The following is a 16330-nucleotide window of genomic DNA, read 5'->3' on the forward strand; positions in this document are numbered from 1 at the left end:
GTTATCACCCTAGAATGTAATAAAGGCCATCAGATGATGGCCTTTATTTCTTAATGCTGAACTATATTGCTTGATTACGCAGGCTGCGCTTCAGTCTCGGTAATTTTTTCTAATGCGGTAGCAAGATGTCCAACTGTGCGATCAACATTTGCCAACTTCTCTAAACCAAACAATCCAAGACGGAAGGTGCGGAAATCTGCACGCTCGTCACACTGCAAGGGAACGCCTGCAGCTGTTTGCATACCCAGAGCAATAAACTTCTTACCAGATTGAATATCAGGGTCCTTGGTGTAGCTTACGACCACGCCAGGGGCCTGAAAGCCCTTGGCGGCTACAGAGCTATAGCCTTGAGAGACCAATAGGTTGCGCACTTTTGCACCCAACTCTACTTGCTTATCCTTCAATGCAGCGAAGCCAAGCGACTGAGTCTCTTTCATCACATTACGCAGAATCTTTAAGGCATCAGTCGGCATGGTGGTGTGATACACATGACCACCCTTTTCATATGCTTCCATAATCTGAAGCCACTTTTTGAGATCCATAGAAAAGCTGCTGCTTTGGGTTGCATCAATGCGCTCACGTGCTCGGTCGCCTAGAGCGATCAATGCGCAGCAAGGGGAGCTGCTCCAACCTTTTTGAGGTGCAGTAATTAATACATCAACATTACAAGCCTTCATATCAACCCACATTGCGCCAGAGGCAATGCAATCTAATACAAACAAACCATTTACAGAGCGTACTGCTTCACCGACTCCTTTGAGGTAATCATCTGGAAGAATAATGCCGGCAGAAGTTTCTACGTGCGGCGCGAATACCACTGCTGGTTTTTCCTTCTTGATATAGGCAACCACTTCCTCAATTGGAGCTGGTGCAAATACGCCCTGCGTTGAATCTTCTAATTGGTGCCCTTTGATAACCGTCACGTCTTTAGTAATGTTGGCCAAATCAAAGATTTGCGTCCAGCGATAGCTAAACCAGCCATTACGTAAGACTAAGCATTTTTCATTGTTAGCGAATTGGCGAGCTACCGCCTCCATACCAAAAGTTCCGCTACCAGGCACGATGACTGCAGAGCTAGCGTTATAAGCATCCTTAAGGACACTCGAAATGTCGACCATCACGCGCTTGAACTCTTCAGACATGTGATTTAAGGAGCGGTCGGTGTAAACAACCGAGAACTCTAATAAACCATCTGGATCAACATTGGGGAGTAAGCCTGGCATAGTAATTTCCTAGGGATTTCTGTGATTAGCCCTAAATGATACTGATTTAAGGCTTTCTTGGGGGCTGTGGTCCAAAACCCTGCTTAAAAGGGCGTTTTTGCCAGTTTTGGCAGTTTTACTTTTCCTTTTTCGAGGAAATAACAATACCCGCCACAATCAGACCAAAGGCGAGCCCATGAAATAGTTGGGGGGGTTCACCCAGAATGGCGGCCGATAACAGCGCAGTAAATAAGGGTATGAAATTAGCAAAAAAGGCGGCAACCGTAGGCCCCGCCCCATTCACACCTAGGCCCCAGCAACGATAAGCAATTAAGGACGGGCCAATTGCCACGAAGACAATTAAAGAGGCGGTCCACCAATTGAGATCCAGAAAAGCATGCCCAGCTGCAATTTCAAAACCATCAAAAAATCCCGTCCACAACAGACCCACTGTTACTTGCGCCATTAAAAATTCAGCCCATGGCCATTGACGCTCTGAACTAGAACCCGGACGACTCAACATCCAGCTATAAAAAGCCCACAAGATTGTGGCCAACATAATTAAAAGATCGCCCACTACTAATTGCATAGACAGTAAGGCCGCTAGATCTCCACGGGTAAGCACAATACCCACACCTAATAAGCTCACCACTGCGCCAATCATCTGCAAGATGCTAGGCTTTACTTGATAAAACACTGCACCAATGAATAGCATCCAGATTGGCATGCTAGCGCCGATCAAGGTGACGTTAATAGCGGTAGATGTTTGAAGAGCGAGATATAACAGTACGTTGTAACTACCTACCCCGAATAAACCCAAGAGAAGGAAACGTTTCTTGTTTTGCCATAAGGCACTTCCCGGCATCAGCACACGCCAACCCAAAGGAAGCAAAAGTAAGGCGGCCAATCCCCAGCGGACCGCACTTAAGGTAATAGGGGAGATACTTCCAACCAATACTCGCCCGGCGATTGCATTACCCGCCCATAAAGCGGTGGCTATGAGCAAGTAGGCAATGGTGGCGAAATTCAGTTGGTACATACAGAGGGGCTTAATGGGGAAGTAGTTATTTGAGGTCCCCAAGCAAGGGATAACCTAGCATTGTAGAAACAAATCCCCGGTATTGCTAAGATAGAGCTTAAATTAAGCTTTTGCTTCTACAAAATAGCATCAAAAAGAAGGATACATTGTGGCAATCATTACCAATATAGAAGACTTGCGGGTCCTCCATCAAAAGCGCACCCCCAAGATGTTCTACGATTATGCAGACTCAGGATCGTGGACTGAGTCAACATACCGCGCCAATGAATCCGATTTTCAAAAGATTAAATTGCGTCAGCGTGTAGCGGTCAATATGACTAACCGCACCACTAAGACAACCATGGTTGGTCAAGAAGTTGCCATGCCGGTGGCACTGGCACCTACAGGCCTTACTGGCATGCAACATGCCGATGGTGAAATTTTGGCAGCCAAGGCTGCTGAAAAGTTTGGTGTGCCATTTTGCTTATCTACTATGAGTATTTGCTCAATTGAAGATGTAGCAGAGCACACTACAAAACCCTTTTGGTTCCAACTTTATGTCATGAAAGATCGCGGCTTTATTGAGCGTTTGATTGAGCGCGCTAAAGCAGCCAAATGTTCAGCACTGGTTTTAACTTTGGATTTGCAAATCTTAGGTCAACGCCATAAGGACCTAAAGAATGGCCTGTCCGCACCTCCTAAGCTGACAATTGCCAATATGATCAATATGGCGACTAAGCCCCGCTGGTGCTTGGGTATGGCTATGACACCACGTAGAACCTTCCGCAATATTGTTGGTCACGCTACTGGTGTCGGTAATATGTCTTCACTGTCCTCTTGGACTGCAGAACAATTTGACCCGGGCCTCAATTGGGGTGATGTGGAATGGATTAAAAAACTCTGGGGCGGAAAATTAATTATCAAAGGCATCCTAGATGAAGGTGATGCGCGCTTAGCGGCAAACTCTGGCGCCGATGCTTTAATTGTTTCTAACCATGGTGGCCGTCAATTAGATGGTGCGATTTCTAGTATTCAGGCTTTACCTGGAATTGTGAATGCCGTTGGCAAAGATATTGAAGTGTGGATGGACGGCGGCATTCGCTCGGGTCAAGATGTTTTAAAAGCATGGGCCTTGGGTGCGCGCGGCACGATGATTGGCCGCCCATTCCTATATGGCTTAGGCGCCATGGGTGAAGCTGGTGTCACTAAGTGTTTAGAGTTAATTCACAATGAGTTGGATATCACCATGGCATTCACAGGCCATCGCGATATTCAGAATGTGACTAAAGATATTTTGTATCCAGGAACCTTTTAAATTTTCCCCATCCTCAACCACCCTCTTGCTGTCTTTGGCATCTCACTTATAGTGTTTGCCTTTTCTGTTTGGTTTGGATATGCCGCACTGAGTCGCTACCGCACAAAAGATACTGAGACATCCGCAGATCTTGGCATTATTCAGACGGCTACCTTAACCTTGCTAGCCTTAATTATTGGCTTTACCTTCTCAATGGCTATCAATCGCCATGATCAGCGAGAGATCTTTGAGGAAGGCGAGGCAAATGCCATTGGCACCGAATTCTTAAGGGCTGATCTACTGCCACCAAAGGCGGCTGACGCAACGAAGGGTCTCTTGCTTCAATATGTAGATCAACGTATTTTGTTTTACTCCAAGCAGACCCCAGAAAAGATTGAAGAGATTCGCAGTAAAACAGATCAATTGCAAACTGCCCTCTGGAATGAGATTCTTCCAACTGTTCGCACGCAACACACTGCCTCTATTGCACTAGTTGCCGCGGGTATGAATGATGTTTTGAATTCTCAAGGCTATGTACAAGCAGCTTGGTGGAATCGTATCCCCCTTACGGCCTGGGCATTGATGGCAGCAATCGCTATTTGCGCCAATCTCTTAGTCGGATTTGGCGCTCGGAATTTTGAGAAGAACATCGCTCTATTTATGATCTTTCCTTTTGTTATCTCAGTATCTTTCTTTTTGATTGCTGATATTGATAGCCCACGAGGCGGCGTCATTCGCATTGAAGCGAGGAACTTAGTGGCACTAAAAATTAACTTAAGCCAGCAGATGAAGATTACCAGTCCATCTATCGGCAATCAATAAGCTTCAGCGCAAAGGCGGTCTAAATGAAACGAGTAGTCGATGTTTTTAAAAACCGGGGGCGTGAACTGGTGTGGACTTATGTCATCCACCTTCAGAATGACGAGGAATTCCATCCCGGGCAATTAGATTTCGAAGTTGAAGCTCTTAGACTCTCACAAATAGATAAACGCGGCTTAGTAAATGAGCTTAGCGCTAAAGTCAGACTTAATAACTGAGCTTGAATTGCCTTTTTAAGGGGTAAAGCCCCTGGCATTAATGCTGTTAATGAGATTCATTATCATTTGTGATGAGTCCACTTAACATTCTCATGTAATGCCTAAAACCAAATACCACCCAGCCTCCATATTCTTCCATTGGCTTGTCTTCTTCCTAGTTGTCGCTGCTTTTGCAGTGATTGAGCTCAAAGGACAATTTCCCAAAGGCAGCGAGCCTCGTGAGCTGTGCAAATCAATTCATGGCGTTATTGGACAGCTCATTTTTATAGCTATGGCTCTTCGCCTCATCATCCGTTTGACTTATGGTGTTCCCGAGCCCACAAACCCAAAGACTTTGTTCATCTCATTAGCCAAGGTCATGCATTGGCTGCTGTATGCCCTGCTCTTGATATCGCCTATTTTTGGCATCCTGTATTTTCAGTATGGCGGCAAAGAAATCTACTTTTTTGGCCTGGTGTGGCCTCAACTAGTCACCCCTAATCCAGAGATGAAAAAAGTAGTTGAAGGCATCCATGAATTCCTAGGAAACTCGCTCTACTTTTTGATTGGCATTCATGCTTTAGCAGGCTTGTGGCAACATTACGTCGTAAAGGACGATACACTTCGTCGTATGTTGAATAAAGTTGATGCTTAAAATGAAACCTCTCTCTAAAAAAGCCAAGATGGCAATAGGCTGGACAGTCCTAATGACGGTGGTGGGCACCGCATTGCTGCATCAATGGCAATTTTTTGCTATGGGTTGCGCATCTATTGCCTTTTTACTCGCAGCAAACCAATACGGTCTTCTTAAAGACCCTGAAGACAAAAAATAATCCCGCTTTATTAAGAGCGGGATTTATTAGCAACCATCCCAGAATCTGGGACTTCTATTACAGAGTTGGGTAATCTGTGTAGCCCACTTCCTCGCCACCATAAAAAGTAGCGCGGTTATATGGATTTAGTGCGGCACCCTGCTGAAATCTCTCTGCTAGATCTGGATTAGAAATATAGAGACGGCCATAAGCTACCGCATCAGCCAAGCTATCTTCTAGCACCTTTTCACCCATTGCCTGGTCATAGCCACCAGCAGTAATAAATTGTCCTTGATAAGCGGCACGGAACATCTCTGAAGTAATCGGGGCATCTTCCAAGACCTGATCGCCACCACCAGCGCTAGTTGAACGTGGCTCAATCATGTGCACGTAAGCTAAGTTATAGCCATTGAGCTTCTTAATTGCAGCAGTGAATAACGCTACTGGATCGCTATCACCCATATCGTTAAAAGTGCCGTATGGTGAAAGGCGAACTCCTACCTTATCGCTCGGGAATACTTTACTTACAACTTCAATGACTTGACCCAATAGGCGTAGACGATTGTCGATCGAACCGCCATATTCATCCGTACGTTGATTGGTTTTGTCTTGCAAGTACTGATCTAACAAGTAGCCATTAGCCGAGTGAATTTCAATACCATCAAAGCCTGCAGATTTTGCATTTTGTGCCGCTAACTCAAACTCTTTGAGCAAGCGAGCGATATCTTCCAAACTCATCGCGGTTGGCATCTCATAATCATGCAACTTCCAGTCTGCGCCATAGGTTTGACCAGCCGCAGCAATTGCGGAAGGCGCCTCAGGTGCACCCTGCTCTGGATGCAAGGAAGAATGGGAGATGCGGCCTACGTGCCATAGCTGCGCAACAATCGCACCACCCTTAGCGTGAACTGCCTCAACAATCTCTTTCCATGCAGCGGTTTGCTCGGGCGAATAAATTCCAGGCGTCGCTGGGTAACCTTTACCCAATGGAGAAATCTGTGTTGCCTCAGTAATAATGAGTCCAGCACTCGCACGTTGTGCGTAATAGGTTTTCGCTAACGGGTTAGGAACATCACCACCAACAGCACGCATCCGCGTGAGCGGTGCCATCACTAAACGATTTTTTAAATGAAGTGCTCCCAGATTTACCGGGGTGAACATAATTTCTTTGCCTGACATTTGCTGCCTTTTAAATGAGTAAAAAGAGGATTGACTGTAACAAGGATTAACAAATTTTGCTGAGCATGTGATTATGCGGTTCCAAATTGTTCGCGTATGCAATCTGCCAGCGCATTAAATTCTTGAGTGTGCGCGGTAGAAGGTCTTGCAACTAAGGCAATCACTCTCTTGGGCGCTGGTGAGGCCAACTCTTTTGCCACTAACTCAGAGTTATTTAATAGACTACTTTTAACTGCCATTCCGGGAAGTAAAGCAATGCCAAGTCCAGACTCCACCATTTGCAACAAGGTCAACAAGCTAGTGGCTTCCATCCCCTCAGCCTTACGAATGTCAGTGCGCCTGCACGCTTGCAAACTATGCTCTCGTAGACAATGCCCTTCTTCAAGTAGCAAGAGGCGTTCGGCCATCTTGGCAGGTAAGGTCACTTCTTTTCCCTTCAAGGCGGGATCACCTTCTTTCGCAACCAACCAAAAATGGTCGTCAAATAATTCCTGAACGAGAAGACCCTCAACATCATATGGAAGTGCTATCAGAGCAAAATCCAATTTATGCTCAGCTAATCTGGAAAGGAGATTGGCAGTGAGATCTTCTCTGAGTGTGATTTTAAGTTCTGGAAAACGGCTACGAATTTCCGGAAGCACTGTTGGCAATAGAAATGGTGCAATAGTGGGTATGACGCCCAAACGAATTGTGGCAGTCATGGGCTTGCCGGTTGCGCCTGCATACTCCACCAAATCCTCAGATGCCGCCAAGATGAGCTTGGCACGCTCAAGAACCTCCAAACCTATTGGAGTGATGGATACATTCTGTCGATCACGCTCCACCAAATGGATTCCCAGCGCATCCTCCAACTCCTTCAGGCCGGCACTTAAAGTGGACTGGCCAACAAAACAAGCCTGTGCTGCGCGCGTAAAATTGAGTTCTTTTGCCAATGCAACGAAATACCCCAGCTGCCTTAAAGACGGTAAATAGGCCATTTTCCCTCCTTTATCGAATAATTAGATAAATACTATCATAATGATTCATTAGACTGATCAATAAATAAGGTGCACACTGCATCCATAGTTGAGAAAGCAGCAAGGAATACTCAACAAACCTTATGTCTTAATAAAGGAATCAAAATGACACGTCCAGAAATCAAAACTATCCAAAACTTAGAGTCCGCCTTCGCCGGCGAATCTATGGCTCATATCAAGTATCGTTATTTTGCAAAATTAGCTCGCGCTGCTGGTGACGAAGAAACCGCAAAGATCTTTGAAGCTACCGCTGACCAAGAAGTGATGCATGCCTTTGGCCACTTAGATTTACTCTACCCCGCTGGCGCCATTACTCCTGCACGTGCCTTGGAGATTGCTATTGAAGGCGAAACCTATGAATACACCGAGATGTACCCATCCTTTCGGAAAACGGCAGTCGAAGAAGGCAATGCTGCGGCCATACAAGAAATCGATGAGCAAATTGCGGAATCTAAAGAGCATGCTGAGCAATTTCAGGCGTTATTGGCAAAAGCAGCAAAACGCTTCGCTGCGTTGGCAAACGTTGAAGAGCGTCATGCAAACCATTACAAGCAGGCTTTGGAAAAAGCAAAGGGTTTTGCGGCCCAATAAGACGGGCCCAGAAATAATTAGAAATTAAATTTAAAATCAACAGACTATTTAAGGAATCAAAATGAAAACTTACCAATGTATCGTGTGCGGCTATATTTATGACGAAGCAAAAGGAATCCCAGAAGATGGCATTCCAGCTGGCACACTCTGGGCTGATGTACCAGAAGACTGGGAATGCCCTGATTGCGGTGTAGCAAAAGCAGATTTTGAAATGGTTCAGGTAAGCTAAGGCCACTTCAGCACCCCTTCACCCTGTTTACCTATTCGTTATTTGGAGAGCCCAGCTTTGGATCAAACCACCCCTCAATTCCAATCCACAATTGTCATTATTGGCAGTGGATTGGCTGGCTACACCGTCATTCGTGAAATCCGAAAATTGGATAAAGCAGTTCCAATTACGCTGGTAACGCGTGAGCCTGGATATTTTTATTCCAAACCTATGCTTTCTACCGCTCTGGCAAGCAAGAAAGAAGCGGCGCAATTAATCTCTACGCCAGCTGATGGCATGGCAACGCAACTAGAAATGACTGTCTTGGGTGAGTGTGATGTCATCTCAATTAATCCTAGTGCGCAAACCATTCAAACTAGTAAAGGTGAAGTACCTTATGGAAAACTGGTAATGGCTTTGGGTGCCGATCAAATTCGTCTCCCACTTCAAGGGAGCGCTGCGAACGAAGTCATCACAGTAAATGATTTGGAAGACTACGCACGCTTTCGTAATGCAATCACCGGAAAAAAGAAGATTGCCATTCTGGGTGCGGGCCTGATTGGCTGTGAATTCGCCAATGATCTTGTGCTGGGAGGTTATGAGGTAGATGTGATTGACTTATCTCCACAAACTCTGGGTCGCCTTTTGCCTGAAGCTGCAGCCCTAGAGCTGCAGGAGAAACTCAGTGCGGCTGGCGTGCATTGGCACCTATCTACAACCGTGCAAGCAATTGATCGTCATGGGGACGCTTTGCAGGTCACACTAGCCAATGGCAATACAATCTCTTGCGACGTATTTTTATCGGCCGTTGGTCTAAAGCCCAGAATTGAATTAGCTAAAGAAAGTGGCATGAATACAGGAGCTGGCATTCAGGTAAACCGCGAACTCGAAACCAACATTAAAAACATATTCGCAATTGGAGATTGCGCAGAGGTGGACGGCTTAGTTCTGCCTTACGTGATGCCCATCATGCAAGCAGCAAGAGCGTTGGCGCCAACCTTAATTGGACAAACTACTGCACTCACCTATCCAGCGATGCCGGTCATGGTCAAAACCCCCTCCCTAGCCACAATTGTTTCTCCACCCGCTAAAGGTGCCGAAGGTAAATGGACCACAACACCTATTGAAGGTGGCATGGAGTCTCGCTTTGAATCTGCTGATGGCAAGTTGTTGGGTTTTGTATTAATGGGAACTGCCACCGCACAACGTGGTGCCCTCACCAAGGAGTTGCCGGCTATTCTGGCTTAAATTCTCTGGAATTTATTTGATTGATCAAACAAAAAGGCCCGCGATGCGGGCCTTTTCTTTATGCAGCTGGTAGTGATTAAGAAACGATCACGAACCATGTAGTGTTGTGTGATTGAGCAACCATCAAGAACAACATTGGTACGGATAGCAATGTATTCAAACGGGATGTCAACATCGCAACGCGAGCAGATTTTGCCTTAACGTCAGCTTCAACAGCAACGATACCAAGAGCGCGCTTTTGATTTGGCCAAATAATGAACCAAACGTTAATAGCCATTACCAAGGCAATCCACATACCTAAACCGATTGCGCGGAACGGGGCTTGCAATGTGAAGGCTTGATGAAGGTAACCATTTAAAGCGGCCACAATCAAACCCGTTAGCACAGTAAACAAAGCCGCGTAACGAAACCAGAACAATGCTGCTGGAGCAATGACTTTGCCAATCGCTGGCTTTTGCTCATCGGGAATCTTTGGCATTGATGGAATCTGCACAAAGTTAAAGTACCAGAGCAAACCAATCCACATCACACCGCACATCACGTGCAACCAGCGGAAGACAAACGGAAGTTCAGCAGAACTAAAGTTGCCGCCTAAAGCCAAAATAATAAGGGCGAGCAGGACAAAACCGGCAAAAATAGTGCGTCCCAAAGAGGTCAAGATTGATGTCATTAGATTTTCCTAAATGAGATAAATTAAATTAAGCAAAATTTTGGCTAGCAAAATCCCAATTCACTACATTCCAAAAATTTTCTACATATTTTGGACGTGCATTACGTGTATCAATATAGTAGGCATGCTCCCAAACATCACATGTCATTAATGGCTTAGCATCTGTGGTGAGAGGCGTTGCAGCATTACTAGTGGAAGCAAGATCAAGACTACCATCTGCTTTTTTAACCAGCCATGCCCAGCCTGAGCCAAAAGTTCCTACAGCACACTTTGTAAATTCTTCTTTGAATTTATCAAATGAGCCCCACTTGGCATTGATAGCATCAGCCAATGGGCCGCTAGGTGCTCCACCACCATTTGGCTTCATGCTTGACCAATAAAAGGTATGGTTCCAGACCTGTGCAGCGTTATTAAATACACCGCCTGTAGATTTCTTAATGATGTCTTCAAGAGATGAATTTTCAAACTCAGTCCCTTTAATCAAATTATTTAAATTAGTGACATAAGCCTGGTGATGTTTGCCATAGTGATACTCCAAAGTTTCCTTAGAGATATATGGGGCCAAAGCATCGAGTGCATATGGCAACTGAGGTAAGGTATGTTCCATTTGTATTCCTTTTAATTACATTACGCCAAATATAGACAAATTTTGGATAACTATAGACTATTCTGCGGTTTTTGTTTGATCCAAGAAAAAGGCCAGTAAAGCAGCTTACTGGCATTAATTTCAATAGTGTTTACTAAGGATTATTGAGCAGTCCAACCACCATCCATATTCCAAGCTACTCCACGCACTTCAGAGGCATCTGGCCCACATAGGAAAACCGCCAAGGCTGCCAATTGCTCTGGGCTCACAAACTCTCCAGATGGCTGCTTTTCGGATACCAAGGCAATCTTAGCGGCCTCATTGGAAATGCCTTCGCGTTCTGCACGAGCATCTACCTGTTTCTGAACCAATGGAGTAAGAACCCAGCCCGGACAAATTGCATTACAAGTAATACCAGTGCGAGCATTTTCCAAGGCCGTCACTTTGGTTAATCCAACAATGCCATGTTTTGCAGCAACATAGGCAGCCTTCTGAGTAGAAGCTACTAGGCCATGTACTGAGGCGATATTAATAATGCGGCCCCAGTTACGTTTTTTCATACCAGGCAAGGCATGGTGTGTTGTGTGAAATGCTGAACTTAAGTTAATGGCGATGATGGCATCCCACTTATCTGTTGGAAATTCTTCAATGTTTGCAGTGTATTGAATGCCAGCATTATTGATTAAGATATCCAGCGAACCAAAACGCTTCTCTGTTTGCCTAATTAGATCTTCGATCTCAGCGGGCTTGATCATGTCTGCGCCATGGTAATCAACCTCTACTCCGCAAGCTTTAATTTGAGCAATGGCTTCATCTTTCTCGCCAAAACCATTGACCATGATGTTGACGCCTTGTTTAGCCAGTGCAATAGCCATTCCTAAGCCAATACCGCTAGTGGAACCAGTAACTAGTGCTGTTTTACCTTTTAATGTGGACATATCATTTACCGTATCAAGTTAATTAAAAGGGCTGCAGACTGCTTTATGGCCCCAAAACTTGATGTTACAGGATGTGCTGAACTACCCCTGGAGGCGATGCACCAGGGGTAGTCAGAACCTATAAATATTAGATTTTCTTGAGAGCCCGCAGGATCTTTTCGCAGGTGATGGGCTGATCAAAGACGGATGCATTTAATGGCGCCAAGGCATCATTAATAGCGTTTTGAACTGCACCTGGCGCTCCGGCCGTACCAGCCTCACCCGCCCCTTTAGCACCCAATTTGGAAGATTGGGTAGGCGTCTCAACGTGAGCAACCTCAATATCCGGCATCTCATTAGCCATCGGCACTAAGTAATCTGCCATGCTGCCATTGCGCAACAAACCACTTTCGTCATAGAGGCACTCTTCAAACAGAACGCCGCCAATACCTTGAACGATTGCACCGCGCACTTGTTCATTGACCAACATTGGATTGATAACGCGTCCACAATCCTCTACCGCCCAATGCTTCAATAACTTTACAAAGCCTGTGTCTGGGTCAACCTCAACATAAGATGCTTGGACCCCATTCGTAAAGATAAATGGGTATTCCTTTTGAGTGTAGTGACGTGTCACCATGAGATCTGCAGAAAATCCTGCCGGTAAAGTATCAGTGCGGAAATAACCCACTCTACCCACTTCACCAAACGGCAACAATTGCTCACCAGTCGCTTTATCTAAGATGTATCCACGACGCGCAGTGAGTTCTGCAACAGGCCGATTCAAAATGGCGCCCGCCAGTTTAATAATATTTTCTTGTAGGGCTTGAGAAGCCAAGAGAACCGCTTCACCGCCAACACCTGCTCCACGTGAAGCCCACGTGCCACCGCCGTAAGGAGTCACATCGGTATCACCAGTAATAACGCGCACTTGGTCGATTGAAACACCGACAGCATCAGCCGCAATCTGGGTATAGATACCTTCAGTACCTTGACCTTGTTCACCAACACCAATCAAGACTGAAACCACACCACTAGGATCCATGCGAACGGTAGCGCCATCCTGAGAGGCAATGCGAGCACCTCCTACGCCATAGAAAGCAGGGCTTGGATTGGTTAGCTCAATTAATGTTGCAAACCCAATGCCGCGATAGATCCCTTTTTTGCGCAACTCAGCCTGCTCTTTACGCAATGCAGAATAATCCATCATCTTTTCGATTGTTCGCAAACATTGCTCATGTGAGAGAACTTCCAACTTAATTCCAGAAATTCCAGAGCAAGGATAAGCATCATCCGGAATGACGTTACGTTTACGAAACTCGAGCGGATCCATTTGTAATTTTTGCGCAGCCAAATCCACTAAACCTTCGGTCACAGCACAAGCAATCGGATGACCTACCCCACGATACTGACAAGTGGGTGTTTTATTCTGAAAAACGACATTCAGCTTAGCGCGATAGTTTTGATGCTTGTAAGGACCACCGACCAAGTTCACGACTTGATTGCCTTCAATAGCGCTAGTTCTAGGGAACATGGAGTATGGGCCAATTGCAGTCAGATCATCGATCTCAAAAGCCAATATATCGCCTGCCTTATTGGCAGCTATACGTCCTTTAATACGATGCTCACGCGCATGAATATCACTGGTAAATGATTCAAGACGGTCTGCAACAAACTTCACCGGGCGCTCAAGCATCATGGCAAGCCCTACGGTAGCAAAGTCATCTGGATAGGCATGCACCTTAATACCAAATGATCCGCCCACATCCTTACAAATGACATGCACATCTGATTCCGAAAGCCCAAACTGACGACAATATAGATCTTGCATCATGTGTGGCGCTTGTTGCGAATGGTACACAGTGAGGCGACGATCGCCTGGGTTGTAATCTGCAATCTGACAGCGCGGCTCAAGTGTTACGCCGGTATGGCGCCCAAATCCAAAAGTAGCTTCTGCTACCACGTCAGCAGTTGCAAATACTTCTTCCACATTACCGACATCTAAAGTACGGGTGAAGCATAAATTGTCGCCAAGGTCGGGATGAATAACCGGAGTATCTGCATCAAGCGCGGTTTCCATGGAAACGACCGCCGGCAACTCTTCCCACTCAACATCGATATGCTGCAGAGCATCTTCCGCCTGCGCTCTAGTTTCTGCAACTACCGCCACCACCGGCTCACCCTGCCAACAAGCACGATCAATTGCTAAGGCGTGTTGAGGGGCAGACTTCATACCAGCTAGGTGGCCCAAAGTGGCTACCCAAGGCTTGCAAATTTTCGCCATTTGCACGCCATCTACAACTGCAAGAACACCAGGCATCTTACTGGCATGCTCTGTATGAATTTTGCCGATTTTCATGTGTGCTACCGGGGAACGCCAGAACACCACATGCGCCATACGAGGCAATTGAATATCGTCAATGTAAGTGCCCTGACCTTCAAGCAGACGACGAGCCCCATGTCTTGGTTCGCTATGGCCTATATATCGCTGATCATTTGTTACGGGATCGAGCACCATTCCTTTTAAATCACTTGGCTTATTCATAATGCGTTTTCCTTAATACCTTAGGCGTTAGCAAGGACAGGTTTAATTTTTTGGCCCTTGGCACGAGCATCCAATACATCGACGATTGCATCGACGATAGAGTGGTAACCAGTGCAACGACAATAATTACCTGAGATCCATTCGCGCACTTGTTCGCGCGTTGCTTTTGGTTGTTTCTCAATCAACTCTGCTGCAGCTAACAACATGCCAGAGGAGCAGAAGCCACACTGCATAGCGTTGTGGCGCATGAAAGATTCTTGCAGATCAGTCAAAACACCGTTTTTAGTTAGACCTTCCACGGTCTCGACTACGCTGCCATCGGCCTGTACTGCCAGAAATAGGCATCCGCGAATGATTTGTCCATCTACCTTGACGGTACAAGCTCCGCACGCGCCCTGCTCGCAACCCAAGTGAGGGCCTTTTAAATGTAAATCTTCACGTAAGAAATCCACCAAATGTCTGCGTGGCTCAATCTCTGCATTGACGAGTCGACCATTCACGGTCATTGAAATTTTTTTCTTCAAACTCATTTTGATCTCCGAATTCTTGTGCCGATGCTTGCTGTTTGAGTATTAAGCAATCATGTGCTTGAGTCCACGCTCAAGCAATACACCAATTAAATGTTGTTTCGCTTCTGCGCTATTGGTAATGTCTGCAATGGCTTCGATTTCATTACGCGCTTCGGCTACGGCCTTGGTAATTAACTCAACGTTGAGTTTTTGGCCATTGATTAAATCCTGCGCTTTAGTTGCCATTACTGGCGTAGCGCCAACAGAAAAGAATGTAAAGGCGCAATGAGTCAAAACATCACCCTGCTTCTCTGCAACTGCAGCTAAACCAGCAACCGCGTAGTCGCCATGACGCCTAGCCAGCTCATGAAAATAGAAAACTGCTTGCTTGCTTGCCATTGGAATCTCAGTCGCCACGAGAATTTCATCGGGCTCTAATGAGGTCGTATACAAGTCAATGAAAAAATCGTTTGCAGAAATTCGGCGCTCGCCCGCTGGACCATGAATCACCATGGTGGCACGCAGAGTCAAGCTACAAGCGGGCCATTCGGCGGCTGGGTCACCGTATGCCAGTGAGCCTCCCCAAGTGCCAAGATTACGAATAGCGCGATGGGCAATATGTGGAGCGGCAGCTTTTAAAAGTGGTGCATGTTTTGCAACTAATTCTGAATCTTCAATTTCAGTATGGGTCACTAGAGCGCCAATACGCAAACTATCGCCAACAACCGAAATACCTTTGAGCTCAGCGATATCAGTAATATCGATTAACACTTTGGGCTCAGACAAACGCATATTCAACGTGGCCAATAAAGTTTGCCCACCCGCAATTAATTGCGCATCATCGCCGCCCTGCTCAAGCAAAGATAATGCCTCTTGTAATCTTTTGGGCTTTACATAATCGAATGCTGCAGATTTCATTAAGTCTCCTCCACCACCAATGTATTAAGCTTTTCTAGCTTTTTATTTTTTTGCGCTACTTTTTTATTACCGCTCTTTATTTACCGCCAGCGTCTGACTCCAACGCCACTGTCTCCCCGCCTAATTCTTTTGCAAATTTCTGAAAAAAATCATCTGCAATCTTTTTTGCCGATGCGCTAATTAAGCGACCGCCAATTTGACCTAACTTGCCGCCAATCGAGGCTTCCGTCGTATAAGAGACCAAAGTACCTCCTTCGGCTTGCTTTAGCTCCACTCGTGACTTACCTTTGGCAAACCCTGCCGCCCCACCAGACCCTTCAAAGGCCATAGAACAAGACTGGTCCGGGATAATGTCACTTAGGAGCAATTTCCCTGCAAAACGGGCTCTAACGGGTCCAATTTTGAACATCACCTTGGCATGAATCTCTTCTGGGGAGATGCGACTAATCTCCTCGCAGCCAGGAATGGACTTGGCTAACACGTCAATATCGTTCAAACCCTTCCATACTTCAGGGATTGGAGCGGATATGAGTTGCTCGCCATTTAATTCCATTTGATCTCCTTGGGGTTTGTACGAATAGAGTCTTATCTACCAATTGTT

At 45.9% G+C, this 16330-nt stretch carries 19 protein-coding genes; 8 read left to right on the plus strand and 11 right to left on the minus strand.

Going from position 1 to position 16330, the window contains the following annotated elements; genetic code table 11:
• Window positions 1–74 precede the first annotated feature (74 nt).
• Window positions 75–1223, minus strand: a complete 1149-nt coding sequence (locus ICN37_RS09880) for an aminotransferase class V-fold PLP-dependent enzyme (RefSeq protein ID WP_216157153.1) — start codon at window positions 1221–1223, stop codon at window positions 75–77.
• 115 nt (window positions 1224–1338) lie between these two features.
• Window positions 1339–2241: a DMT family transporter gene (locus ICN37_RS09885; RefSeq protein WP_215321768.1), complete on the minus strand. Its 903-nt coding sequence runs from the start codon at window positions 2239–2241 to the stop codon at window positions 1339–1341.
• A gap of 148 nt (window positions 2242–2389) precedes the next feature.
• Between ICN37_RS09885 and ICN37_RS09890 the strand changes: the two genes are divergently transcribed.
• From ICN37_RS09890 to ICN37_RS09910, 5 genes are all read left to right on the plus strand, one after another.
• The gene (locus ICN37_RS09890) at window positions 2390–3535 is read left to right on the plus strand and encodes an alpha-hydroxy acid oxidase (protein ID WP_215321767.1); all 1146 of its coding nucleotides are present in this window, start codon (window positions 2390–2392) and stop codon (window positions 3533–3535) included.
• A 51-nt stretch (window positions 3536–3586) separates the two neighbouring features.
• The gene (locus ICN37_RS09895) at window positions 3587–4336 is read left to right on the plus strand and encodes a hypothetical protein (RefSeq protein WP_251368528.1); all 750 of its coding nucleotides are present in this window, start codon (window positions 3587–3589) and stop codon (window positions 4334–4336) included.
• 23 nt (window positions 4337–4359) lie between these two features.
• Window positions 4360–4551 (plus strand): hypothetical protein, encoded by a 192-nt coding sequence (locus ICN37_RS09900; protein ID WP_072582957.1) that lies wholly within the window; start codon window positions 4360–4362, stop codon window positions 4549–4551.
• 97 nt (window positions 4552–4648) lie between these two features.
• Window positions 4649–5185 carry a cytochrome b gene (locus ICN37_RS09905; RefSeq protein WP_215321766.1) on the plus strand — a complete coding sequence of 179 codons (537 nt, stop codon included), beginning with the start codon at window positions 4649–4651 and terminating at the stop codon, window positions 5183–5185.
• A 1-nt stretch (window position 5186) separates the two neighbouring features.
• Window positions 5187–5363, plus strand: a complete 177-nt coding sequence (locus tag ICN37_RS09910; RefSeq protein ID WP_216157156.1) for a hypothetical protein — start codon at window positions 5187–5189, stop codon at window positions 5361–5363.
• Window positions 5364–5420: 57 nt separating this feature from the next.
• Here the strand turns inward: ICN37_RS09910 and ICN37_RS09915 are convergent, their stop codons facing one another.
• On the minus strand, window positions 5421–6521 hold the full coding sequence (locus ICN37_RS09915; RefSeq protein ID WP_216157159.1) for an alkene reductase: 1101 nt from the start codon (window positions 6519–6521) through the stop codon (window positions 5421–5423).
• 71 nt (window positions 6522–6592) lie between these two features.
• Window positions 6593–7498, minus strand: coding sequence for a hydrogen peroxide-inducible genes activator (locus ICN37_RS09920; protein WP_216157161.1), 906 nt, complete (start codon window positions 7496–7498; stop codon window positions 6593–6595).
• A 144-nt stretch (window positions 7499–7642) separates the two neighbouring features.
• On the opposite strand from ICN37_RS09920, the gene ICN37_RS09925 reads away from it, so the two are divergent.
• The 3 genes from ICN37_RS09925 (at window position 7643) to ICN37_RS09935 (ending at window position 9584) form a co-directional block, all read left to right on the plus strand.
• A complete protein-coding gene (locus ICN37_RS09925) occupies window positions 7643–8128 on the plus strand; it encodes a rubrerythrin family protein (RefSeq protein WP_216157164.1) in 486 nt (161 codons plus the stop codon).
• Between the two features lie 61 nt (window positions 8129–8189).
• Window positions 8190–8357, plus strand: a complete 168-nt coding sequence (locus ICN37_RS09930) for a rubredoxin (protein ID WP_068321654.1) — start codon at window positions 8190–8192, stop codon at window positions 8355–8357.
• 57 nt (window positions 8358–8414) lie between these two features.
• On the plus strand, window positions 8415–9584 hold the full coding sequence (locus tag ICN37_RS09935; protein ID WP_216157166.1) for an NAD(P)/FAD-dependent oxidoreductase: 1170 nt from the start codon (window positions 8415–8417) through the stop codon (window positions 9582–9584).
• Between the two features lie 76 nt (window positions 9585–9660).
• Here ICN37_RS09935 and ICN37_RS09940 read toward each other — a convergent pair whose 3' ends face one another.
• From ICN37_RS09940 to ICN37_RS09970, 7 genes are all read right to left on the minus strand, one after another.
• On the minus strand, window positions 9661–10254 hold the full coding sequence (locus ICN37_RS09940; RefSeq protein WP_215321756.1) for a urate hydroxylase PuuD: 594 nt from the start codon (window positions 10252–10254) through the stop codon (window positions 9661–9663).
• 28 nt (window positions 10255–10282) lie between these two features.
• Entirely contained in the window at window positions 10283–10861 is a 579-nt protein-coding gene (locus ICN37_RS09945) for a superoxide dismutase (protein ID WP_216157169.1), read from the minus strand.
• A 140-nt stretch (window positions 10862–11001) separates the two neighbouring features.
• Window positions 11002–11778 carry a 3-hydroxybutyrate dehydrogenase gene (locus ICN37_RS09950; protein ID WP_216157172.1) on the minus strand — a complete coding sequence of 259 codons (777 nt, stop codon included), beginning with the start codon at window positions 11776–11778 and terminating at the stop codon, window positions 11002–11004.
• Between the two features lie 127 nt (window positions 11779–11905).
• Complete coding sequence (locus ICN37_RS09955) at window positions 11906–14302, minus strand: xanthine dehydrogenase family protein molybdopterin-binding subunit (protein WP_215321753.1); 2397 nt, start codon at window positions 14300–14302, stop codon at window positions 11906–11908.
• 20 nt (window positions 14303–14322) lie between these two features.
• Entirely contained in the window at window positions 14323–14832 is a 510-nt protein-coding gene (locus ICN37_RS09960) for a (2Fe-2S)-binding protein (protein WP_215359658.1), read from the minus strand.
• Window positions 14833–14874: 42 nt separating this feature from the next.
• Entirely contained in the window at window positions 14875–15729 is an 855-nt protein-coding gene (locus tag ICN37_RS09965; RefSeq protein ID WP_216157175.1) for a xanthine dehydrogenase family protein subunit M, read from the minus strand.
• Window positions 15730–15805: 76 nt separating this feature from the next.
• The gene (locus ICN37_RS09970; protein WP_072582970.1) at window positions 15806–16282 is read right to left on the minus strand and encodes a CoxG family protein; all 477 of its coding nucleotides are present in this window, start codon (window positions 16280–16282) and stop codon (window positions 15806–15808) included.
• Between the last annotated feature and the right edge of the window lie 48 nt (window positions 16283–16330).

It is taken from the genome of Polynucleobacter sp. P1-05-14, assembly GCF_018881675.1.
In the GTDB taxonomy this organism is placed as follows: Bacteria; Pseudomonadota; Gammaproteobacteria; order Burkholderiales; family Burkholderiaceae; genus Polynucleobacter.